Genomic DNA, 20,966 nt, shown 5'->3' on the forward strand with positions numbered 1-20,966 from the left:
CTGCTGAACTAAATATGAAAAAAAATGGATTTATTGACTTAAAAAAATGCAATGACTCTAGCGCTATTTTGCCTATGTAAAATACTGTTTTTTTTGGGAATACAATCCAAAAACTTATTGATTTTGCCAATTTTTAGGGCAGGACTTGCGAATTGGTTCTTGAAAAAATAAATCTCACCATTTCTCACATTCTCTGACGATTTTTTCTACGTTGCTGATATGCGGATTTTTACACACGCAAAAAAGAACAGTGTGTTTTTGTACAAGAAACAATGGTGAGCGGCAAGGCAAAAACTGTCTATACGGCGGATAATCTGGAAAAACTAAGTGAAGAGTGAATGTTATAAAACACCGAAATAGAACTTTCTTGCCTTAACATAATTATAATGAGCAATTGTTAAAAACATGTTACAATGCTCCAAGAAGGTGCAAAATGTCTTATGATGTTGTAATTGAACAGGTGAAGGCTCTTCCTGAACAGTTGCTTACATCGGTTTCGGCTTTTATAGTCGTCTTTTTATGGAGCAACTATTGAAACAAAGACAGCATTTTTTTTATTGTCAGCGATGACTATATTGATTATCTGCTTAAAATTGAAAATCATGTAATGAAAAACAAGCCGGAAGTAAAGAACATACCGTAGAAAATATGTCGGAATCCTTACAGAAATAAATGGGTTCAAATATTTCGTTCCGATGTCCTCTCCTAAAAATAAAGATTATGAAAATGGAAAAATCAGAAAAAACAGTCTTACGACAATATATATAAAAAGCAAGTGCAAGTTATATGGAACGCTCCGCAAAGAAATGTAGTTGCGATGATAATTTATTTCCGCTTGGAAAAATTATAGTTGACTTTAAGAAAGTTGAGAAGGCTTGAATTAACTACAAAAAGTGATTTTTTTTATGCAAAATCTTAGTTTTTAAACTTAAAAAAAATATACCCACTCCGCCAGGCAAAAATAGTTACTATATTTTTAAATAAAGTAACTATTTTTGGAAATTTAGTTACTTTATTCGGGTAACTTAGTTACTTTATCTTCTTAATGATATATGAATACTATTGGAAATTGCCCGAGCAGACGGTTGTCTCCCAAATCTTATTGATTATGGGAGGCTTTTTTTTATTTTCGGTGCGTAAAACATGCTTCCAGACCTTGTGATTTCTGACCTTAATTTTTCTGGCGACGATGCAGGCTTTGATTTTATTGCAAAGCTTCACTCGCTTTACCCAGAGTTAAAAATCATAGTGTATTCAATGTTTTTTTCGGCAGGAATGGTTCAGACGGCAATTCAAAACGGAGCGGCAGGCTATATTTCAAAAAACGCGCCGTCGGACGAGCTTATAGAATGCATGGAAAACGCTTTCAGTGGAAAAACTTTTGTTCAAAAAGAACTGCGGGAAAATCTTGTAAAATTCAATTCATTTACAGACGCGCTTACGCAAAGAGAAAAACAGGTGATGGCTTTAATTCTGCAAAACTTTTCCAATATGCAGATTGCGGAAAAACTGCAAATAAGACAGCGCGCCGTAGAAAATTACATTTCAAGCATTTATGAAAAAACCGGCATCAACGACAAAAAGGAATTTATCAGTCAGTTTGGAAAATAATTTAAAAAATGCGGCATGACTCTGTGGATTTTTGAATATTTTGTTCCGCTGCAGGCACTGTTATTGCTACTCTCATTTACCTAAAAAATAAGTAGAGTAAAAAATAGCCGCCAAGTTTGAACTACAGAGACGGATGTTCGACCTAAGTGGAGATACCACAAAGTCCGGGCATTTCCTTTCATTTTATATAACACATTGATGTTATGCCGTCAAATTCCAGCCAAAATCCCAACATTGAAACTATGCTTCTTTAAATCTATAATCAGAGCATGAATACTTTTTATGGAATTCTGATTCCGTTTCTTGGAACTACATTGGGTTCAGCCTGCGTTTACTTTCTTGGAAAAAATTTAAATAAAAATGTCCAGAAATTTCTTTTGGGGTTTGCGGCTGGAGTAATGGTTGCGGCTTCTGTGTGGTCGCTTATAATTCCTTCAATAGACAGTTCATCCTCGATGGGAAAGCTTGCGTTTATTCCGGCGGCGATTGGAACTGCGGCTGGAATTGCCTTTCTTTTCCTGCTCGACGTTTTGATTCCGCATCTTCATGTTGACTCGGAAAAACCAGAAGGTTTAAAAGCAAAGCTCAAGCAAAGCACCATGATGTTTCTTGCAGTTACGCTCCACAATATTCCGGAAGGAATGGCGGTCGGTGTTGTCTTTGCGGCATTTTCCGCGCAGAGCCTGGGATTTGCGGCGGCGGCAGCTCTTTCATTGGGAATTGCAATTCAGAATTTTCCAGAGGGCGCGATAATTTCAATGTCGCTTGCAGGAAACGGCGAGTCAAAAAACAAGTCTTTTGCGTTCGGAGTTCTTTCTGGAATTGTAGAGCCGGTTGCGGCCGTGATTACAATTCTTCTAAAAAATTTAATAGTGCCTGTTCTGCCTTACCTTTTGTCATTCGCGGCCGGCGCAATGCTTTACGTTGTTGTGGAAGAACTGATTCCCGAAGCTTCTGAAAAACCGCATTCAAACTTAGGCACAATCGGATTTTCGCTTGGCTTTATTCTGATGATGATTCTAGATGTGGCTCTAGGCTGAAAGTTTCTTGCCCTTTGGAAGGTAGTCTGAGCTTTTCAAGTTGCATAAATATCTGCGTTTGGAATGTGAGGAAATTGTTTTAAGACGCCCTTAAAATTTTCCAAAATCTGAACTTCATCGAGAAAAATATAATACTGCCTTGAATCTATTATCTGGTTCTTGTCGGTGATGTCGAAGGTTTGGTAAATTATTAAGTAAAATATGATAAAAAATTATCGAAAGCATAATTTTTTATGTACGAAAGCCTGTAAGATGATGGGCGGTAATCGGCAAAATGTTTTTATACGTGCAGAATAATGTTCTGCGATGCTCGGTAAAATATTGTGCGACGGTCGGAAAAAATCTTTTTGTACATAGAAGAAAATGTTCTGCGGCGCTGAGAAGAATGTTTTTGTACGTGCCGGATTTTTTGGATGTACGCTTAGAATAATGTTTTTGTGCGATGGAGATTTTGTGAATGTGCGGTGGGGCTGTATAAGACAATGCGATTTATAATGTGCGATGCCTGATGCGGTTGTTATGTTCGGGGCAACCGAATTAAAAACAATGCTGGGCTTTTAGTAAGTATTTTTCGCTTTTTAAGCAGATTAGCATTTTTTTGCTACTTGTTTTTTACAATTCCTGAGAAAATTGCATTTTTTTAAGAGATCCATGAGATCTTTCTTATTATATATTCATATTTTGCGTGCTGTTGACCCTGTGGATTCTGCAATAATCCTTGTTAAAAACTGTCTCTAGCACCCGGTGCAGATTATTTTCCACGTTCTAGTGGCTTCCCCATAGCCTTCGCCACCGGTTTCACATCGGTCAGAAGAGAGGTCATAAAATGCCGTATTTCCTTCGGGCTCTTCAGCGTTCATATGGATTTTTTTCAATACTCTAAAATACACACATCATTCCGTTCGGTACAATAATCAATTTGTTAAGTTTTTTTTAGGTTATTTATAATGCGGTTTCTCTGGAGGTCTCGGCACAAATGATGGCAACTGTCCGGGCTGTGTGTTATATTTGTTCATGTCTGTAATTTATTGCGTGCTAAATTGTTATGCTGTAATACAATCTTATCACGTATTAAAGATTTTAAAAAGTAGCTGATTTATCTTGGACAGTAGTGAAAATAAGTATGAGTAGTTACAAATTTAAGGAATTAAATAATAACAAAAATTGCAATATCAAATTGCACTATTTTTCCAAGCTTTTACACCGTATTTCCTAGAAACTGTCGCTGTTATTCGCACTAAAACTCCCGAGGCATACATACCCGTTTCCTTGCCTCCAGTCGTGTTTATTCCATATTTCACTTACCGAACTTTTTAATCAGTTCTTCGTGGTTCTTGCAGCCTGTTTTCTGGTAAATTTTGGAAAGGTAATTTTCCAGCGAGCGTTCGACAATATTCAGTTCTTTTGTAATCTGGCTGCGGCTTTTTCGTTCTATCAGTTTTTTGAAAACTGTCTGCTCCTGGCGTGTCAGGCCGTCAAAAACACTTTTATATGTAAAAAGCGGGGCTACAAGAGTCTGCTGTACGTAAGTGTCGCTGGCAAGAATTGCTTCAATGGCCGCAAAAAGTTCGCTCTCAGGGGCGGATTTTAGAACAAAACCGTCGGCATCGCCTTCAAGCGCAAGAGATACAATTCCCGGTTTTGCGAACATTGAATAGACAATGACTTTTACAGAAGGAAGATTGGCCTTTACCTCGCGCAGAATATCAAGTCCGCTCTCGTCGCCAAGGAATAAATCAAGAATAAGAATGTCCGGAAGCCTGGATTCCTTTGCAAGTTCATAAAGTTTTTCAGTGCATTCATTTTTTGAAAAAGCATAGCCACAGCAGGAATATCTGCCGCGCTCGGAAATCAATTCGCGGATTCCCCTGTTTGTGAGTGTATGGTCTTCAACTACAAAAAAACTGACTTCATGTCCCATATTCTAATTTATCCTTTTAAAAATACTGATTTGTGTTCCCTCGCCGGGGGCAGAAGAAACTGAAAATTCGGCTCCAATCAGCTGGCATCTTTTTTTTATTCCGATAAGTCCAAAATGTTTTGCACCGCCGATTCTTTTGTAACTTGAAAAGCCCTCGTATTGTTCTGCGTCATAATCAAAACCGCAGCCGTCATCACTTATAAAAATGTAAAGACCTTTTTCTTCATTCTCGCTGGAATTTCTGATAAGAATTACCGCTTTGTCGGCATTTGCATGTTTTATTACATTTGTAAGACTTTCCTGCACAATACGGTAAAGGTTCAATATATCATTTTCATTCAAAAAGGAAGTGTCTGTGTCATCAGGCATTGAGATTCTGAATTTTACATCGCAGGTCTGTGCTATAGAAGCGCAGAGGTTTACAAGATTTGCCCTTAAATCCTTTTTTTTAATATCTGCCGGCGAAAGATTGTAGCTTATAAGGCGCACGTCTGACAAAGATTTTCCCAAAAGCTGAACCGCTTCCGGTATATTTTCCGCACAATTCTTTTTTTCAAGAAGGGTCCTGCAATATCGTAAATCCTGGGCAATTGTATCATGAAGTTCCCGGGCAATTCTGGCACGCTCTTCTTCCTGCCCTTTAATCGTGAACAAAAGATATTCATTGGAATCTTTCAGACTTTTCTTTGATTTTAAAAATCTGATTAAAAGCAGCACGCTTACAAATAAAACCGCAAAAAACAGAATATCAAAAACAATAAAATAAGTTATGTAGTTGCGAATGATGTCTTCCAGCTCTTCGATAGTCTGAGTTAGGTTCATATTGTTTTTCTCTCTATATGATGTTCGCAAAGACGATATACTCCGTATCCGGCAAAGGTTGCAATCAGGCGGTCGGCAAATGAAATTGGAATCTGCGCCAGAATGCAGGAGGCAAGCAGACTAAAGCGATGTTGAACAAAAGACTTTGTAAAAGATTTTATCGGATTCATCATGTCTGGCACGTCATAATAAATATAATGGAAATAATCTATAATTCCGCTTGAAATAATGGCGCACAAAGAAGAGAGCAGGGCTATCAAAACCAGGTACAGGGCTGTAATCGCCGGAGAAATCTTAAAGTCATCCTTTCTGCGGGCAAAGAGCCAGGTGGAAAAAACAATCAAAATTCCGCAGACAGTATAAGCGGAGATAAAAGGATCAAAGACTCCTTTGTTGCAAATCCATAGAAAAGAATTAATAAGATTGTAGCCGGTTGAAACGCAAAGAGCCGGAAGAAGTCCGCAGTAAAATACAACGGCAACAGTAAAAATCGTATCGAAAAAAAGCGGAATCTTCAGCCCATGATAAAAAATTGCCGTAACAATAAAATTCAGGATTTCCGCAATAATACAAATCACAACAGTTCTAAGAGTCTTTGGCATATTGTAGAGTAATCAGACATTTCGTCAGAAAAGTATAAAAAGAGCTCCTCAAGTGACCGGTTATCATTGGATTCCCGGCTTTCCAGTGACAGCATCATATATCGGGTGAAAACAACTGCGGTATGCGCAGTCATTGCATCATAGGACAGAGAATTACATCAAGTTAAGGTATGCAAAAGCTACCTTAACTTGAGCAGAGAATGTAATAAATAAGCAGATTGTGAACACATGCGTTCACAATCTGCTTTTTTCTACTTATGGGCTCGTGAGCCCGTGAAAATATGAAGCGAAGCGGAATATTTTCACGGCTCACGAGCCCATAATCAAAATAGGAAATTTTGAAACCATAAAGCATTCTTATGTTCTTAATAACAAAAGCGTTAAGTCACCGCTGAGATATGACATTCCATACCAAAGCAAATTTTTAACTTTTGAAACTGACGGGGATTCAAAGCTTTATTTTCACTTTTATCTGGATCAAAAAGAAGATTTTGCAGGTGAAGAAAAAACAAAATATCCTCTAACTATGATGGAATCCCGTCCTGGACTGCCACTTTCAAGCCCAAGCAGTGTGGAATATAAATTCCGCCTCAAAACACTCTTAATATACAATTGATGAATTTCAACCCGATTTTTCCAAAACAGTCCATTCCAACAGCTTCTGTAGAAATTTCCCAGGGCAAGGTATATGCAATTTCAAGGGAATACAATTTTAGCGTTCCTGTAGAAGAATACAGATCTTCAGATAACGGTCCCCGCAAAAAAGATTTGCTTGGAATTTATAAATGAAGGCGAAGAAGGCTATCTGAAAATCAGCCACAAAGACAGAATCATTACCGTCACATACAACGACAAATCCGTCGAAATTCCGCTGGTAGCACCATTAAAAGACGAAACCACCTGGATGTACAATTTTGGCCTGGCTCCAAAAAAAGCCGGCGAAGAATTTCTTGAAATGATTGTCAGTGATTTGAAGCTGGAGTATTAGACAGGAATTGAAAATAGTCAAATCATTTTACATCTGATAAAATTAGATTATGATTTCGAAAAAACTGTATGAACTTGCATTTGAATTTAAAAAGATAAAACTGTGGTCAAAATTATATGATTCTCAGGTTTTTGCCATTGAACTGAGCGGTGGAGAGATTGCATATTGTTCTGTTATGGGGCACAACAAGGAGCATTTTGCACTTGCTGTTTACATTGGTGATAAAGGCTGGAATTCTTTCTTAAAATGTGCATCAGACCATGATGGGTTTACTGAATCACAGTACCAGGAACTTTTGTATTCGCAGGAATGTTTGCAGGTTTCCTTTGAAAATAAAGAAATGCTTTCGCCAGAAGAAATTGAAGGCGTTAAAAAATATACTGAAGAAAACGGAATATCTCTTCGCGGGAAAAATTCATGGCCTCAGTTTATGAAATATCAGAAAGGATTTGTTCCGTGGCCTATTTCAGAAAAAAATGACAAGAAAATTCTCGAAGAAGTTTTTGAAAGAATCTTATATATAGAAGATGAATGTGGTTTTAAAAATCTTTATCTCGAAGATTTTTATGAGAATTTTACAATTCAGAAATTTTCGGGAGTGAAACAGCCGCTGAAAATGGAGAAACTTCAGATTGCGGATTCGATTGTAGATGAATTTTCTGCAGAGTTTTCGATTTCAAATGAGCTTCTTGATAAAATTAGTGATTCAAAGAAAAAGAGAAGCCTGGATTGCGAAATTGTGATGGTTCCGAATCCTGTTCAAGAGAACAAAAAAGATGTACCCCGCTGTCCATACATGATGCTCGCTCATACAAGTCAGGATAAATTGCTGATGAATCCCATGATTTTGAATCTTGAAGAACAGTCTTCGGAAATGCTTACAGCTTTTGCAAATTCAATGCTGGAAAATGGCGAAATTCCTTCAGAAATTAGTGTTCGTGATATCAGAACATACAAATTTCTTGAACGGTTTTGTGAAGAAACAGAAATCAAACTTGTAAGAAAAGATGATATTCCAGTTCTGGATGAAATTTACATTGATTTGTGTGAGCATTTTGGAGTTGGTTCACGGGGAAATGATTCAGCACAGGAGTTAATGATGGCACAGATGGTTCAAATGCTTTCTGAAATGCCGCTTAACGAGCTGAAAGCCTTGCCAAAGGATATGATAAAATTTGCAAAATCACTGATTGGAACAGGAATTCTGCCATCTGAGGTGGAAATAAAACTCTCAAATATTTGAGAGATGGGGTTGGAATAAATTTTATGGAATATCTATCCGAATTTAAGCAAAATCAAAAATCAGATTACAAACTTTTCAAGGAGAAACTTCCGCTATGGCAGGAAAATTACATGGCAAAGGTTTGCGAAAAAATCCAAAAACTGACCATAAACGATGAAAAATCTGCTGCTGATAAATTCTGGGCAATTGAAAAAACAATTTTTAAAGAAAAGAAAAATCCAGGTGTATTAATGGAAATTCCATCAATAAGCAATCTCCTATATGCGATTTTGGATTTACTGAACCATAAAGTTATCAAAATGGAAGATTTGGTTGATTTTTCGGAAGAATTTAAGGAAAAGGTCGAAAAGATTCAGAATTTGTAGAAGAGGGAAAGGAACTTAACGGTTCTTTCAAAACAATGGAAGATTTAAGGGCTGCTCTTGATGCTTGATGTTTTTTATTCCAATCAGTTCAAAAAGGACTACAAGGTAATTCAGAATTTAGGATAACAATTTTTTGCATTATCCCAGCAGCCACTTTCGTAAATTCATTCTGATGATTCCATTAGTGTTTGATTCCGGTAAATCGTCCAGAGTCAAAATGTATTTTGGGTAGTTGTCGTTTAAAAGTTCCAGTGGACGGTATTCTCTTTCCATTGTTTCTTCCGATGACAAAAGATAGCTGACCTGAAAATATTCTCTGACTCCGTTTTTTTCTGCTACAAAATCTATTTCATATTCGCCGATTTTTCCGATGCAGACTTTATATTCACGGCGCAAAAGTTCGATGAAAACAATATTTTCAAGAAGTCCGTTAATGGCATTGTCTGAAAAGCCCAGCAGCTGAAAACGAAAGCCTGTGTCTGCAATGTAATATTTTTCCATTGTTTCCAGGAGTTTTTTTCCTTTTAAATCAAAGCGGGGAACCTTGTACAAAAACAATGCAGACTGTAAGTAATTAATATCGTTGTAAACTGTTTCCACTGCAAGAGAGCGGCCGTTTGATTTCATAAAATCGCTGATTTTCTTTGCGGAAAAAATGTTACCGATGTTGTCTGTAATGTAAAGAATTATTTTTTCCAGAACAGCTGTGTCACGAATTTTGTTTCTAGAAATTACATCTTTCAGCAGAACTGTTGAATAAATTCCGTCAATATAGGCTTTTAATGAAAGTTCACTTCCTGAAAGTTCTTTTAATCCTGGAAAACCACCAAATTTCATAAAGCGAAGAAAACTTTCATTTGAATCATCAACTGCATAGAAATCTAAAAATTCTTTGTAGGAAAGCGGAAAAACAGAAATATTTACATATCGTCCTGAAAGATAAGTTGCAAGTTCAGAAGAAAGAAGATTTGCGTTGCTTCCAGTCAAATAAATGTCGCAGTCAATTTTTTCTGAAGAATAAAGGCTGTTCACGATTTTTTCCCAGTCTTCAACTTCCTGAATTTCATCAAAAAGAAGATAAAGTCGTTTTCCACCAACTTTCTGATTCTGTTCTTTTACAAAATCATAAAGATTTTTTGAAGCAAGATATTGTGCATTTTCAAAATCTTCAAAATCAATGTAAAGTATTTGATTTTCAGAAATTCCAGTTTTGATGAAATTTTCCCGTAAAAGCCGCAGCATAAAGGATTTTCCAGAACGGCGGATTCCAGAAAGGATTTTTATGACATTTTTATCTTTATAGAGTTTTATTATTTCTTCTGACTGTTTCCTGAAAAGCAATTTTTCTATCATATTTTAGAGTATAAGTGAATTTTTTTAGATTTACAAGAAAAATTTAGAGTATAAGTGAAAGTTTTTTGATTGCGTTTTCTTTATTAATTTTAATCAAGAAAAAAATGGGACTGTCCAATAAGCTTAAAACATAGTGGTCATTGCGTTCTAAATGACAATCATACTATATATAGTGGTTTCCACATAGGGAGCGTTTAACAAACTAACGAGGTGAGTTTGTAGAGAGTCTCCTGGAGAGCTGTGCTCGTAAGGCTCAACCACCGTCCTGCATACTTATTAGATGTAAGTAAGTGACTTTTTAAAGAAAAGAAAAATCATAACCACCCGTCAAACGGGTGGTTTGCTCTTAGCCTATAAGGCTAAGGGTCTCAAGCCGAGACTTAAGTCCCATGCTTTCACTTACGTTCAAGCCTATTGCAGCTTGTCACCCGCTGGTACTACTTACTACCTTTAAAAGGGGCTTCGTATTCTTTTTCAGTAAGTTTATCCATCGCTATATCGTGGGCTTCCTGTTCCCGGATATATTTCGCAATTGTAGCTTCATTCAAGCCTACTGTACTTACGTAATATCCTTCTGCCCAGAAATGGCGGTTTCCAAACTTATATTTCAAGTTCGCATGTTTATCAAATATCATCAGGCTACTCTTGCCTTTTAAATATCCCATAAATTGCGACACACTGTACTTTGGTGGTATACTTACGAGCATATGTATATGGTCGGGCATCAAGTGTCCTTCTATGATTTCTACACCTTTGTAACCGCACAACTGTCTTAGTATCTGTCCAATACTTTTTGGCGTAAATACTATGTGATACTTACACAGCCATTTTGTATGACTCAGCGAGTCTCTTATATTTGCCATTTTGCTTTCCTCCTTGGCGTAACGCAATAGACTTGAACAAACCTATTGTACACCTTTGAGGAAAGCTTTTTTTTGCTATAAGCATTTGACTCTCGGGATTGTCTTGGGGCGCCTGTTCAGTTCTATAAAAGAGAGGATGTAAAAAAGAATCCAGTTACTGAAATGAGAGTTCAACAAAACATTCTTAATCTTCCTGTCGGTTCATGGACTGATGATTCCAGCTTGAGTTTGTGTCTTCTGGACAGCTTGGCCATTACAAAAAAACTTGATCTTGAAGATGTGATGAACCGTTTTGTAATGTGGCTTTTTGAAAACTATTACACTCCAAATTGCCGTGCCTATGACATTGGGACTACCTGCTGGAAGGCTATTGCAAATTACAAAAAAAACGGCGACTGGGAAAATTGCGGGCTTACTGATGAAAGAAACAACGGCAACGGAAGCCTGATGCGAATCAGTCCCATTTTCTTTTATCTGCTCAAAACCTACGGTCCAGACGTAATGAAAAATCCTGAAAGTTACAAGGTGATTCATCAGACTTCGGCTTTGACCCATGCTCATCCTCGTTCACTTTTGGGCTGTGACATTTATCTGGCTGTAATGTTTGAAATCTGGAACGGAACTGAAAAAGACAAGATTTTGCCCGAAGCTTTGAAGAAAGTACATTCTTATGCTGAAACTGATAAGAAAATTGAGGACGAGTTTTATCATTATGACAGGCTTTTTATGCCAGATTTTGCGAAACTCCCGGAAGAAGAAATTTCAAGTTCAGGATATGTTGTGCACACTCTGGAGGCGGCTTTATGGGCCTTTCTTGGAACGGACAGTTACCGCGATTGTCTTTTGAAGGCTGTAAATTTGGGCGATGATGCTGACACTGTAGGAGCGGTTGCTGGCGGGCTGGCAGGACTTTATTACAGCGGTGAAGAAGAAAAAGGAATTCCAGAAGAATGGCTTACAAAAATCCAGTGCAGGGATTTTATTGACGGGATAATTGAAAAAGCGGAAAGAGTTTGGTTGGGGAATTAGGTTTGGATTGCGGGATAAGTTGCGGAATAAATTGCGGGATAAGTTGCGGAATAAATTGCGGAATAAAATTTTATGTGTTAGAATTAATTTATGACAGCAGAACAAATCAAGAAAATAATTGCGAATGGTGAAAATTCCTGCGTGGAATTTAAGCGCTGCGGAAATGGAATGGAAAGTGATTTTTATGAAACTGTCTGTTCCTTTTCAAATCGCTTTGGTGGATATATTTTTTGTGGGGTTCTTGATGATGGAACCATAAATGGAGTTTCTGAAAAAGCCGCTCCAGAGATGATAAAAAATTTCATCAGCGTAATTTCAAATCCAAATCTATTTTCACCAACAATTTTTCTCGAACCTGAAATTGTAAAAGTTGATGGAAAAACTATAGTTGTCATTCATGTTTTAAACAGTTCGGAAGTTCACACCTACAAGAAAATAATTTATGACAGGAATTTTGATTCTGATGTAAGAATTACTGCTACAAACAAAATTGCAGAAATGTATATCAGAAAGCAAAATGTTTTTACAGAACAGAAAGTTTATAAATATGTAACTGAAAATGAGCTTCGTGCAGATTTGATTGATTTGTGCAGACAAAGAGCTGTCAACAAGAGAAATGATCACCCTTGGAAAAATCTCTCGAATATCGAATTACTGAAAAGCGCCCAGCTTTATACAACGGATTGGAATACTGGTGAAACAGGAATAAATCTTGCAGGAATTTTACTTCTTGGAAAGGATGAAGTTATTAATTCAGTTTGTCCATCGTATAAGACAGATGCAATTTTGAGGAAAATAAATGTTGACCGCTATGATGACAGGGAAATCATAAAAACAAATCTTATTGAAAGTTATGATTTGTTGATTCAGTTTTCAAGAAAACATTTGTGGGATAAATTTTTTATGGAAGGAACTCAGACAGTCAGCTTGCGGGATAAGATTGTTCGAGAGATGATTTCAAATACTTTAATGCACAGGGAATTTACAAGTTCTTTTTCTTCAAAATTTGTAATTGAAGAAAATAAAATGTTTATTGAAAATCCCTGCAAGGCTCTAAAATGTGAAGAATTGACTCCTGAAAATTTTTCGCCAAATTCTAAAAATCCAATAATTGCATCTTTTTTTACAAACATTGGAAATGCAGACGAACTTGGGTCTGGAACGAGAAATCTTTTTAAGTACACCAGACTTTATTCAGGTCAAAATCCAAAAATGATTGAAGATGACATTTTTAAAATCATTGTTCCCTTGGATAACAATTTTTCAGCAGATTTTGGTTCTTATGAAAAAAAATCAGAACCAGATGAAACTGCCAATGTAAAACTTTCGGAAACTCAGAAGAAAATTATTGAAGAATTGAAAAAAAATAATGAACTTTCTGCCGTAGAACTTTCAAGCAAAATTGATGTTGCAACTCGAACTGTAGAATTTAATATAAAGCAATTGAAAGAGATGGGAATGCTTGTCAGAAAAGGCGCAAATAAAAATGGAGTTTGGGAGGTGAAGTAGGTGAGGAGTGAAAGTTGTTAAGAAGGTTTTTCGATTGAATGAAAGAATTTATGGTATAATTTAGATTTTAATCGAGAGGAGAAATAAATATGGCAAATTGTACAAATTGTGGGGCTGAATTGAACGAAAATCAGAAATTCTGTTCTGAGTGCGGAACACCAGTGAATCAAATCTGTAAAAATTGTGGAATTGAACTAAAAGCAGGAACTAAATTTTGTCCTGAATGTGGAACAGCTCAGTCTGAAAATCATGTAAATAAAACTAACGATAATTTGTCAACTTTAGAAAAAATCAATTTTGAAAAGGCTTCAAAAGAATTTTTAACCTCAACAAATTATGAACGACTTTTGGGACTTATAAAACCTGTTTACGAAAAACATCAACACAATGAAGAAGTTCTTTCCCTTTATCTTAGAATATTATTGGATGCAGATTTTGAAGAAGCAAAAAAATTTCTTGAGAGAATCACTGATGAATATTTGGATGTTTATTTCTGCAAAATCAAGGCCTGCATGTTGGATAATGAATTTACTGAAGCAGAAGAACTTCTTGATAAAGCAGATACAAAATGGCCTGAAAACAAAATTCTAAAATATGTCCGAACGGAATTACTTTTGAGAATTGGAGCAGAAACAGAAAATCAGGAATGCATTGCAGATGGACTGGAACTTCTTTGTAACACAGAAAATCCAGAAAATAAGCGGGAAGAAAGTGAATGCAGAAAGATTTTTGTTGTGATTGATGATCTAGAACTTTATGATATGCATGATTCTGAACTTCATGATTATATCTTCGTTCTGGAGTTTATTAAAAGAGTTGCTGATAATGGAAACCTGTGTGCTCAATCATATCTTGGATTTCTATATGATAAATTTAATGAACTGGAGCGGGATTATGAAAAAATCTGGATGCGTGCAGAGCAAGGAGATATGGTTGCACAATACAAACTTGGCACATTGTATGAAAATTTTTATAAGATTATAAATTTTAAAGGCAACTACAGAGAAACAATCAAATGGTACAGAAAGTCTGCTGAACAGGGGTACGAAGTTGCCCAATATTGTCTTGGAAGAATGTATTATTATGGTGACGGAATATCTCAGAATTACAAAGAAGGCTTGAAATGGTTTTTGGAATCGGCCGAACAAAACTATGCAGAGGCACAATACAGTCTTGGTCATGCATACGAAGAAGGAATCGGAGTAGAGTCAAATTACGATGAAGCAATAAAGTGGTACGAGAAAGCTGCAGAACAAGGTCATAGTAAGGCTAAAAGGGCATTGGACAATCTTAAAAAGAGAGGGCGTCTGCCGGATTTATTTGAAGAATTTGAACGGATTGATTCAGGAATGAAAATTATTCGTTCAAAAAACTTTGATGAATAAGTCAGTGATTTATACTAAATTATATAATTGGAATTGAATTATATGAAAGTTGAATATGTTAATCCGTTTGTAGAAACTTCTTTTCAAGTTTTGAAGGAAGTCCTTGGGGGAACTTCTGTTACCAGGGGTGACTTATATCTGAAATCTACTGCGATGCCTGTAATGGGGGTTGCGGTAGTAGTGGGTTTTGCTGGAGAGATAGAAGGTCGTGTTCTTTTTGATATGACACTTGAAACTGCTCTCAATTTTGCATCACAGATGAATGGTGAGATTCTTAGAAAATTCGATGATTTGGCAAAAAATACAATTTGTGAGTTGGCAAATATTATCACTAGTCAGAGTGTAACAAAATTTCATGAACCTGGGCTTAAATTTGATTTGACTCCCCCTGTACTTTTTGTTGGTGAAAATATGGAAATTGCAGCTTTTAGCGGTTTATCAGAGAATGTTGAAGCATTAATTGTTCCAATGATTACAGAATTTGGTAAAGTGGAAGTTAATGTTTCGTTGCGGGAAAATTTCAGTCAAAAATCTTGCTCTCCAAAGGATATAGTTAAGACAAAAATTCAAACTCCAAATCTTTTTTCCTTTGCAACCTCAGAACTTTCTCAAGATGCTTTTTTTGCATGGTTTTTTTCTTGGGCCGAATCTAAGTATAAGAATGTTGATAAGGATTTGCATGAGTGTGCGAAAACATCATTGGCTAGATTTTATGGTTCAGGATTGCCGAATGAAATTTATTCAATTGAAATTCAGAAACAGTATAATAATATAGATTTATGGCTAAAAATTAATGATGAATATGATTTAATCATTGAAGATAAAACAAACACAACAATGCATGACAATCAGTTAGCAAGATATAAATCATATTTTGTTGATAATAAAAAGTCGCGTTTTGTTTACTTAAAGACTGGTGATTTTAAATCTGGAGAAGAAAATTTTGCAAGAATCAACGGTTATAGAATTATAGATACTTTTATACTTGATGATTTATTCAAGAATTGTTTGACCGCAAATGAAATTTTCAAAGATTACAGTAATATGATTCGAACCAGAAAAATTATAAAACAATTGGTACAAAAGTTTAATGAATTGAATTTATACTCTAGGTGCGATATGTACAAAAATACATGCCTGTATTTTTGGTTTAATTTTAATAAACAGAATCAAAGTTTTTTAGCATTAGATATTGTATTTAGTTTGCAATGTCAGAAATTAGAACTTATCTTTCATGGAAAAAAGGATGGTAAAGGAAGTTGGATAGATTCTGGAGATGAACTTGATTTATTGATTAAACATATATCTCCAAAGGTTCGAAAAATTCTAAATAATTATGACTTTGAACCAAAATACAATTATTACACTTCTAGTATAGAATATGAAGATTCTTTAGATGTTTTCAATTTATTAAAAAACCTTATAAACGAATTAGAGAAAGTTATAAATTATTCTTTAATAAATTAATTAATGTTAGAAGGAGGAGAACTAAAAATGGCAAATTGTACAAATTGTGGGGCTGAATTGAACGAAAATCAGAAATTCTGTTCTGAGTGCGGAACACCTGTAAATCAAAAATGTGTCTGTCAAAATTGTGGAATTAAACTAAAATCAGGAACTAAATTTTGTCCTGAATGTGGAACAGCTCAGTCTGAAAATCATGTAAATAAAACTAACGATAATTTGTCAACTTTAGAAAGAATCAATTTTGAAAAGGCTTCAAAAGAATTTTTAACCTCAACAAATAATGAACGACTTTTGGGACTTATAAAGCCAGTTTACGAAAAGCATCCCCATAACGAAGAAGTTCTTTCCCTTTATCTTAGAATATTATTGGATGCAGATTTTGAAGAAGCAAAAAATGTTCTTGAGAGAATCACTGATGAATATTTGGATGTTTATTTCTGCAAAATCAAGGCCTGCATGTTGGATGATGAATTTTCTGAAGCAGAAGAACTTCTTGATAAAGCGGATACAAAATGGTCTGAAAACAAAATTCTAAAATATCTCCGAACGGAATTACTTTTGAGAATTGGAGCTAAAACAGAAAATCAGGAATGCATTGCAGATGGACTGGAACTTCTTTGTAACACAGAAAATCCAGAAAATAAGCGGGAAGAAAGTGAATGCAGAAAGATATTTGTTGTGATTGATGATCTAGAACTTTATGACGATGAATTTATTCTGGAGTTTGTTAAGAAAATAGCAGAGAAAGGTAATATCTGTGCTCAATCCTATTTAGGATTTATTGGAACAGAAGATGAACAGAATTACGAAGTAGCGTGGTGTAAAAAGGCCGCTGTGCAAGGATATGCAGAGGCACAGTCCACCCTTGGAAGACGATATCTGCATGGGTATGGTGTAGATAGGAATTATAAAGAGGCTGTGAAATGGTATAGAAAAGCCGCTGAACAGAATTATGCAAGTGCACAGTATGCTCTTGGAGAATTGTTAGAAAATGGCTGTGGTATTGAGTATGATTACAACCAAGCTATTGAATGGTATAAGAAAGCTGCAAATCAAGGAAATAAAGGTGCACAAGAAGCTCTGGAACGACTTGGTGAATAACCAAACGAAAAACAGCGTAGCACTGCCGAAAGCATTCAAAAGAGTAACTGTTACTAAAAAATAAATGGAGAAGGAAACATGAATAAAACCGAAAAAGATTTGCTTATTAAAATTGCCAGAAATTCAGAACCACAGACTGCTTTTGATTTGCTGAAAAAGGGAAAGGCTTGTGACAGCGAATATGCTGAGATTGTTCAAAATCAGATTGATTTGGGTGTAAAGAAAATGCATCTGCCTGAGCCTTGGAACGGTCACTTGGGAAAAGCTAAAATTATGATAATCAGCTCAAATCCTTCGATTGGCGTGGACGAAGATTTTCCGACTGCGGGCTGGTCTGATGATGAAATTGCAGATTTTTTTGACAATCGTTTTAAAAATAATTCAAATGGAGTTTCCATGTACTGGAAGTCCATTGCAAAATATGCGGGATGGATTTGTCCAGAAGTTGCAGGTTTGGATGCAGTTGAAATTCTTGATAAAGTTGTTGTAAGCACGGAAGTTGTTCACTGTAAGTCAAGGAGTGAAATCGGTGTTAATGCCTGTGTCGAAAAAGAAGTTCATTTTTTGAATGAAATCGTAAAAAAATTTTCTGGTGAAATTGTCCTGATTGTTGGAAAAGTTGCCCAGAATTTTTATGAAAACGGTATGTTTTCAATCCCGGATAGATTTAAAGTTGCAGTTATTCCACATCCTAATGCTCATGGGGTTACAGATGAAGAAAGAAGAAATGGAATGATGGAACAGTTGGGATAGTGAGGAATCGTGAATTTACATTTGAGGGAAAGTTTTGTGTGTAACTTGCAATATACGGATTACTTGCTGATTAACAAGGGGGAATATAATCATGGACAAAAATTCTATTGGAGAAAAGTTTTATAAGGAAGTAATTGTAGACGGGAAAAAAATTAATAAGTGGGTAAAACTTGTTAGCATAAGGATGCTTGATACTTCGATAGAAAAGAATTATTTGGGTTATTTGGTTAATGATATTTATTATACAGAAGAAGATGGCAATGAAGTTTGGCGAGAATTTGATGATAAGGGGAAACTCATTTCTCATAAAGATCTAAAAGGTACAGAAGAATATTGGACTCATGAGTACTATTCTAAAGATAACTGTATTTACTCAAAATGTAATAGCGGAAAAGAAATTTGGTATGACTATGATAAAAATAACAATATGATTCATAGTAAAACCTCAGATGAGTGGGAAGAATGGAATGAATATGATAAAAAAGGAAATTTGATTCATCAAAAAACTTCGAATGGATGCGAAAAGTGGAATGAATATGATAATAATGGAAACAAGATTTATGTCAAAGATGACATTTTTGAACATTGGTTTGAATATGATTCTAATAATAATTTAGTTCATGATAAAACAACTTCAGATAGAGGGGTAATATCTGAAACTTGGTACGAATTCAATGAAAAGAATCTATTAATTTATGAAAAGACTGAATGGGTGAATGAACAAAAAGATGAAACTTGGTATGAGTATGAACTAAATGGAAAAATTTTGATTGAATATTCTTATAAAGCCATATAGTAAAACAGAATTATTCAGCATGACTGAAGAATCAATAGATTTTGAACATGAAATCATTAAAATCCTTACCTCCAAAAAAGATTTTGTTAATTTTGAGTTATCTATAAAACTTATATTCAAGTAAAAACAGTCGGAATTCCTCCGGCTGTTTTTTTTATGAAAAAAGTTGCCGTAGAGGCAATTTCTTCTATATTAATGGTGCTAAAATTAAAAGGAGTAACAAAGATGGAAAAGAAAGGTGATTTTGCTGTAATTATCAACGGTCAGGAAGTTTGCAGGACAAACGATTTTAACGAAGCTCAGACGGTGCTTGCACAGAACTCTAGCCCGACAAATTTCGACCAGAAAATCTTGAACATGACAAAAATGAAGGAAATGCTCATCGAAAAGTACAAGGACGGAACTTTGGGCGACGGCAATGATGGCTGGTAGTTGTCAAATCAAACTTTTTTCTATATTGAAACTACCAAATTTTTGGCGATGGTTGAGTTCAGGGAATCCGGGTGGGAACTGGGCTCAGCCATCTTTTTTTCAAGTCAATTTTTATTTATAGGAGAAAAAGCTCAATGGTTAGAAAAATCAACGATGTTGAAGTTCTTAAGTTTGTTGTTGATGGTAAGGATTTTGAGGAAACTTGCAAGGTTCAGTCTATTTATATTGAAGACGAGAACAAAAAAATGCGTCTTATGGAAAACGAACACTTTAAGCAGGAAACTTATCTTGATGACAACGGCAAGACTATTCTTGAAAAAAATGTGGAAGATGGAAAAGCTTCTGTTTCAAAGTTTGAATATGCCAAAGACGGAACTGTTTATGAACGAACTTATGATTCAGAGGGAAATCAGATTTCTGAGCGAGTAACGACAGAAGAAAACGGCCGCAAAATTACCAGAGATGGAAAAGGCAAGGAAACTGTCATTGAAAATATTGAAAAAGACGGAATCAAAATCAGAAAAATTACCCGCAGCAAAAATGGCGAAGTTTATGAAAATTCTGAAATCCACTTTAATTCCAAAGGGGAAAAAACTTACTGGAAAACTGAAAGAGGCAATGAGGTTCTTGAAAGCTGGATTGAGCGTGATGAAACTGGTTACTGCATTCTCCAGAAACAGTCCGACGGAACAGAGTATCGCAATGTAAAAGCTGACGACAAAAAGCATGTTATAATGTACAAGACCGAAAACGGTGAAGAAGAAATCTACGGCATCACAGAGCTTGAAGAAAAAGACGGCGTTAAAACTCAAATTTTCTTTGAATTGGCTTAGTTTATTTAATTTTAAAAGGAGCAGACATGGCAGAAAATAACGGAAAGCTTCGGGATTTTGATGAAAAAAAGTGGGTGAATAAGGAAGATTTGTTCACGGATGATCTTGTTGAAATCAAAAAGACAAAGCTTCCAAAAACTGGCGAAATCAGAATTTCGTACACAAATGTAAAAGATCCTGCATGGTATGAAGACTATGAACTGGTTGACTGGAATGGTGTGAAAATCGACAAAAAAATTTTCCCGCTGATAAAGTGGCTCAATGATTCCGGCTACAAAACGACTTTCTGCTGTTCCGGGCATCTTTTAAAATTGAAAATCCTGCACACGGATGATGTAAACAATGAAAGATTCGGGGTAAAATACCTTTACGAAAGAAAAGACCAGCTTTCTCATGGATACATAATGTTTGACAGGCGTTATCCAAAAATTGAAAGGTTGTTCAAAAATTATGAGAAGAAGCGATTTGGTAAAAAAATTGCAAAAACTCATTCCTATGTAAAAAATTGTGATCTTGCACTTTCAAGACTGTTCAACCTGCCTTGGCGTGAACTTGTCTCCAATCATTTATCAAAAATAAAGGCAGAGCCGTTCTTTTTGATAAGAAAGGCTAGTGCCTATAAACAAAATATAGGCAAGTATGTCAAATCTGGAAAAAAACAGACGGGAATTTACTTTCACTATTGCAATGAAAATCCAGAGGTTCAGGATAAAGTGCTTGCAAACCTGGAAAAAATGCTGAGAAGTGTAATCAGGTAACGGACAAAGGATTGGAGTAATTGCGGAGCAAGTCTGGAACGAAGTGGAAGACCGAAGGCGCGGTTAGACGCCGGAGTTACGGAAAGCCTGGTTTT

At 35.7% G+C, this 20,966-nt stretch carries 19 protein-coding genes and 4 pseudogenes; 18 read left to right on the plus strand and 5 right to left on the minus strand.

Annotation, left to right across the window (positions count from 1 at the left end):
* Nucleotides 1-650: 650 nt before the first annotated feature.
* From B5D47_RS11905 to B5D47_RS03395, 3 genes and pseudogenes are all read left to right on the plus strand, one after another.
* Nucleotides 651-812 (plus strand): annotated as a pseudogene (locus tag B5D47_RS11905) (type III toxin-antitoxin system ToxN/AbiQ family toxin); the annotation flags it as partial.
* Nucleotides 813-1,143: 331 nt separating this feature from the next.
* Entirely contained in the window at nucleotides 1,144-1,611 is a 468-nt protein-coding gene (locus B5D47_RS03390) for a LuxR C-terminal-related transcriptional regulator (RefSeq protein ID WP_078930406.1), read from the plus strand.
* 269 nt (nucleotides 1,612-1,880) lie between these two features.
* Nucleotides 1,881-2,651 carry a ZIP family metal transporter gene (locus tag B5D47_RS03395; protein WP_078930407.1) on the plus strand — a complete coding sequence of 257 codons (771 nt, stop codon included), beginning with the start codon at nucleotides 1,881-1,883 and terminating at the stop codon, nucleotides 2,649-2,651.
* 1,297 nt (nucleotides 2,652-3,948) lie between these two features.
* Here the strand turns inward: B5D47_RS03395 and B5D47_RS03400 are convergent.
* Genes B5D47_RS03400 through B5D47_RS03410 form a run of 3 tightly spaced genes read right to left on the minus strand, consistent with a single transcriptional unit; the run spans nucleotide 3,949 to nucleotide 5,996 of the window.
* Nucleotides 3,949-4,572 carry a response regulator transcription factor gene (locus B5D47_RS03400; RefSeq protein WP_078930408.1) on the minus strand — a complete coding sequence of 208 codons (624 nt, stop codon included), beginning with the start codon at nucleotides 4,570-4,572 and terminating at the stop codon, nucleotides 3,949-3,951.
* 3 nt (nucleotides 4,573-4,575) lie between these two features.
* Entirely contained in the window at nucleotides 4,576-5,394 is an 819-nt protein-coding gene (locus tag B5D47_RS03405; protein WP_078930409.1) for a sensor histidine kinase, read from the minus strand.
* Nucleotides 5,391-5,996: a hypothetical protein gene (locus B5D47_RS03410; protein ID WP_078930410.1), complete on the minus strand. Its 606-nt coding sequence runs from the start codon at nucleotides 5,994-5,996 to the stop codon at nucleotides 5,391-5,393. The genes B5D47_RS03405 and B5D47_RS03410 overlap by 4 nt, the downstream gene beginning before the upstream one ends.
* A gap of 612 nt (nucleotides 5,997-6,608) precedes the next feature.
* Between B5D47_RS03410 and B5D47_RS11410 the strand changes: the two genes are divergently transcribed.
* Genes B5D47_RS11410 through B5D47_RS03430 form a run of 4 tightly spaced genes read left to right on the plus strand, consistent with a single transcriptional unit; the run spans nucleotide 6,609 to nucleotide 8,592 of the window.
* On the plus strand, nucleotides 6,609-6,785 hold the full coding sequence (locus B5D47_RS11410; protein ID WP_234969883.1) for a hypothetical protein: 177 nt from the start codon (nucleotides 6,609-6,611) through the stop codon (nucleotides 6,783-6,785).
* Nucleotides 6,769-6,984 (plus strand): hypothetical protein, encoded by a 216-nt coding sequence (locus tag B5D47_RS03420; protein ID WP_078930411.1) that lies wholly within the window; start codon nucleotides 6,769-6,771, stop codon nucleotides 6,982-6,984. The genes B5D47_RS11410 and B5D47_RS03420 overlap by 17 nt, the downstream gene beginning before the upstream one ends.
* A 49-nt stretch (nucleotides 6,985-7,033) precedes the next feature.
* Nucleotides 7,034-8,227: a DUF7309 domain-containing protein gene (locus B5D47_RS03425; RefSeq protein ID WP_078930412.1), complete on the plus strand. Its 1,194-nt coding sequence runs from the start codon at nucleotides 7,034-7,036 to the stop codon at nucleotides 8,225-8,227.
* Between the two features lie 23 nt (nucleotides 8,228-8,250).
* The gene (locus tag B5D47_RS03430; RefSeq protein WP_078930413.1) at nucleotides 8,251-8,592 is read left to right on the plus strand and encodes a hypothetical protein; all 342 of its coding nucleotides are present in this window, start codon (nucleotides 8,251-8,253) and stop codon (nucleotides 8,590-8,592) included.
* Between the two features lie 138 nt (nucleotides 8,593-8,730).
* Here the strand turns inward: B5D47_RS03430 and B5D47_RS03435 are convergent, their stop codons facing one another.
* Entirely contained in the window at nucleotides 8,731-9,945 is a 1,215-nt protein-coding gene (locus B5D47_RS03435) for an ATP-binding protein (protein ID WP_078930414.1), read from the minus strand.
* Between the two features lie 437 nt (nucleotides 9,946-10,382).
* Nucleotides 10,383-10,808: an IS200/IS605 family transposase gene (gene tnpA, locus B5D47_RS03440; RefSeq protein WP_078930415.1), complete on the minus strand. Its 426-nt coding sequence runs from the start codon at nucleotides 10,806-10,808 to the stop codon at nucleotides 10,383-10,385.
* 108 nt (nucleotides 10,809-10,916) lie between these two features.
* On the opposite strand from tnpA, the pseudogene B5D47_RS03445 reads away from it, so the two are divergent.
* The 11 genes and pseudogenes from B5D47_RS03445 to B5D47_RS03490 all read left to right on the plus strand — a co-directional run.
* Nucleotides 10,917-11,837: pseudogene (locus B5D47_RS03445) on the plus strand (ADP-ribosylglycohydrolase family protein); the annotation flags it as partial.
* Between the two features lie 90 nt (nucleotides 11,838-11,927).
* Nucleotides 11,928-13,346, plus strand: coding sequence for an RNA-binding domain-containing protein (locus B5D47_RS03450; protein ID WP_078930417.1), 1,419 nt, complete (start codon nucleotides 11,928-11,930; stop codon nucleotides 13,344-13,346).
* A gap of 89 nt (nucleotides 13,347-13,435) precedes the next feature.
* Nucleotides 13,436-14,731: a zinc-ribbon domain-containing protein gene (locus B5D47_RS03455; protein ID WP_078930418.1), complete on the plus strand. Its 1,296-nt coding sequence runs from the start codon at nucleotides 13,436-13,438 to the stop codon at nucleotides 14,729-14,731.
* Between the two features lie 42 nt (nucleotides 14,732-14,773).
* Nucleotides 14,774-15,247: pseudogene (locus B5D47_RS11610) on the plus strand (chemotaxis protein CheX); the annotation flags it as partial.
* A gap of 72 nt (nucleotides 15,248-15,319) precedes the next feature.
* Nucleotides 15,320-16,198: pseudogene (locus B5D47_RS11415) on the plus strand (PD-(D/E)XK nuclease family protein); the annotation flags it as partial.
* A gap of 27 nt (nucleotides 16,199-16,225) precedes the next feature.
* Nucleotides 16,226-17,299, plus strand: a complete 1,074-nt coding sequence (locus B5D47_RS03465; RefSeq protein ID WP_159443480.1) for a zinc-ribbon domain-containing protein — start codon at nucleotides 16,226-16,228, stop codon at nucleotides 17,297-17,299.
* 78 nt (nucleotides 17,300-17,377) lie between these two features.
* A complete protein-coding gene (locus B5D47_RS03470; RefSeq protein ID WP_078930420.1) occupies nucleotides 17,378-18,052 on the plus strand; it encodes a uracil-DNA glycosylase family protein in 675 nt (224 codons plus the stop codon).
* 91 nt (nucleotides 18,053-18,143) lie between these two features.
* Nucleotides 18,144-18,848, plus strand: coding sequence for a hypothetical protein (locus tag B5D47_RS03475; protein WP_078930421.1), 705 nt, complete (start codon nucleotides 18,144-18,146; stop codon nucleotides 18,846-18,848).
* A 225-nt stretch (nucleotides 18,849-19,073) separates the two neighbouring features.
* Nucleotides 19,074-19,280: a hypothetical protein gene (locus tag B5D47_RS03480; protein WP_143592593.1), complete on the plus strand. Its 207-nt coding sequence runs from the start codon at nucleotides 19,074-19,076 to the stop codon at nucleotides 19,278-19,280.
* 134 nt (nucleotides 19,281-19,414) lie between these two features.
* On the plus strand, nucleotides 19,415-20,113 hold the full coding sequence (locus B5D47_RS03485; protein WP_078930423.1) for a hypothetical protein: 699 nt from the start codon (nucleotides 19,415-19,417) through the stop codon (nucleotides 20,111-20,113).
* A gap of 26 nt (nucleotides 20,114-20,139) precedes the next feature.
* A complete protein-coding gene (locus B5D47_RS03490; RefSeq protein WP_078930424.1) occupies nucleotides 20,140-20,871 on the plus strand; it encodes a hypothetical protein in 732 nt (243 codons plus the stop codon).
* Nucleotides 20,872-20,966: the final 95 nt, after the last annotated feature.

This window comes from Treponema berlinense (genome assembly GCF_900167025.1).
Lineage (GTDB): Bacteria > Spirochaetota > Spirochaetia > Treponematales > Treponemataceae > Treponema_D > Treponema_D berlinense.

What these genes read in the sequence shown, in the direction of transcription:
- B5D47_RS03390 (WP_078930406.1), top strand. Translation starts at nt 1,144, where the DNA reads ATGCTTCCAGACCTTGTGATTTCTGACCTTAATTTTTCTGGCGACGAT.
- B5D47_RS03395 (WP_078930407.1), top strand. Translation starts at nt 1,881, where the DNA reads ATGAATACTTTTTATGGAATTCTGATTCCGTTTCTTGGAACTACATTG.
- B5D47_RS03400 (WP_078930408.1), bottom strand. Translation starts at nt 4,572, where the DNA reads ATGGGACATGAAGTCAGTTTTTTTGTAGTTGAAGACCATACACTCACA.
- B5D47_RS03405 (WP_078930409.1), bottom strand. Translation starts at nt 5,394, where the DNA reads ATGAACCTAACTCAGACTATCGAAGAGCTGGAAGACATCATTCGCAAC.
- B5D47_RS03410 (WP_078930410.1), bottom strand. Translation starts at nt 5,996, where the DNA reads ATGCCAAAGACTCTTAGAACTGTTGTGATTTGTATTATTGCGGAAATC.
- B5D47_RS03425 (WP_078930412.1), top strand. Translation starts at nt 7,034, where the DNA reads ATGATTTCGAAAAAACTGTATGAACTTGCATTTGAATTTAAAAAGATA.
- B5D47_RS03430 (WP_078930413.1), top strand. Translation starts at nt 8,251, where the DNA reads ATGGAATATCTATCCGAATTTAAGCAAAATCAAAAATCAGATTACAAA.
- B5D47_RS03435 (WP_078930414.1), bottom strand. Translation starts at nt 9,945, where the DNA reads ATGATAGAAAAATTGCTTTTCAGGAAACAGTCAGAAGAAATAATAAAA.
- tnpA (WP_078930415.1), bottom strand. Translation starts at nt 10,808, where the DNA reads ATGGCAAATATAAGAGACTCGCTGAGTCATACAAAATGGCTGTGTAAG.
- B5D47_RS03450 (WP_078930417.1), top strand. Translation starts at nt 11,928, where the DNA reads ATGACAGCAGAACAAATCAAGAAAATAATTGCGAATGGTGAAAATTCC.
- B5D47_RS03455 (WP_078930418.1), top strand. Translation starts at nt 13,436, where the DNA reads ATGGCAAATTGTACAAATTGTGGGGCTGAATTGAACGAAAATCAGAAA.
- B5D47_RS03465 (WP_159443480.1), top strand. Translation starts at nt 16,226, where the DNA reads ATGGCAAATTGTACAAATTGTGGGGCTGAATTGAACGAAAATCAGAAA.
- B5D47_RS03470 (WP_078930420.1), top strand. Translation starts at nt 17,378, where the DNA reads ATGAATAAAACCGAAAAAGATTTGCTTATTAAAATTGCCAGAAATTCA.
- B5D47_RS03475 (WP_078930421.1), top strand. Translation starts at nt 18,144, where the DNA reads ATGGACAAAAATTCTATTGGAGAAAAGTTTTATAAGGAAGTAATTGTA.
- B5D47_RS03480 (WP_143592593.1), top strand. Translation starts at nt 19,074, where the DNA reads ATGGAAAAGAAAGGTGATTTTGCTGTAATTATCAACGGTCAGGAAGTT.
- B5D47_RS03485 (WP_078930423.1), top strand. Translation starts at nt 19,415, where the DNA reads ATGGTTAGAAAAATCAACGATGTTGAAGTTCTTAAGTTTGTTGTTGAT.
- B5D47_RS03490 (WP_078930424.1), top strand. Translation starts at nt 20,140, where the DNA reads ATGGCAGAAAATAACGGAAAGCTTCGGGATTTTGATGAAAAAAAGTGG.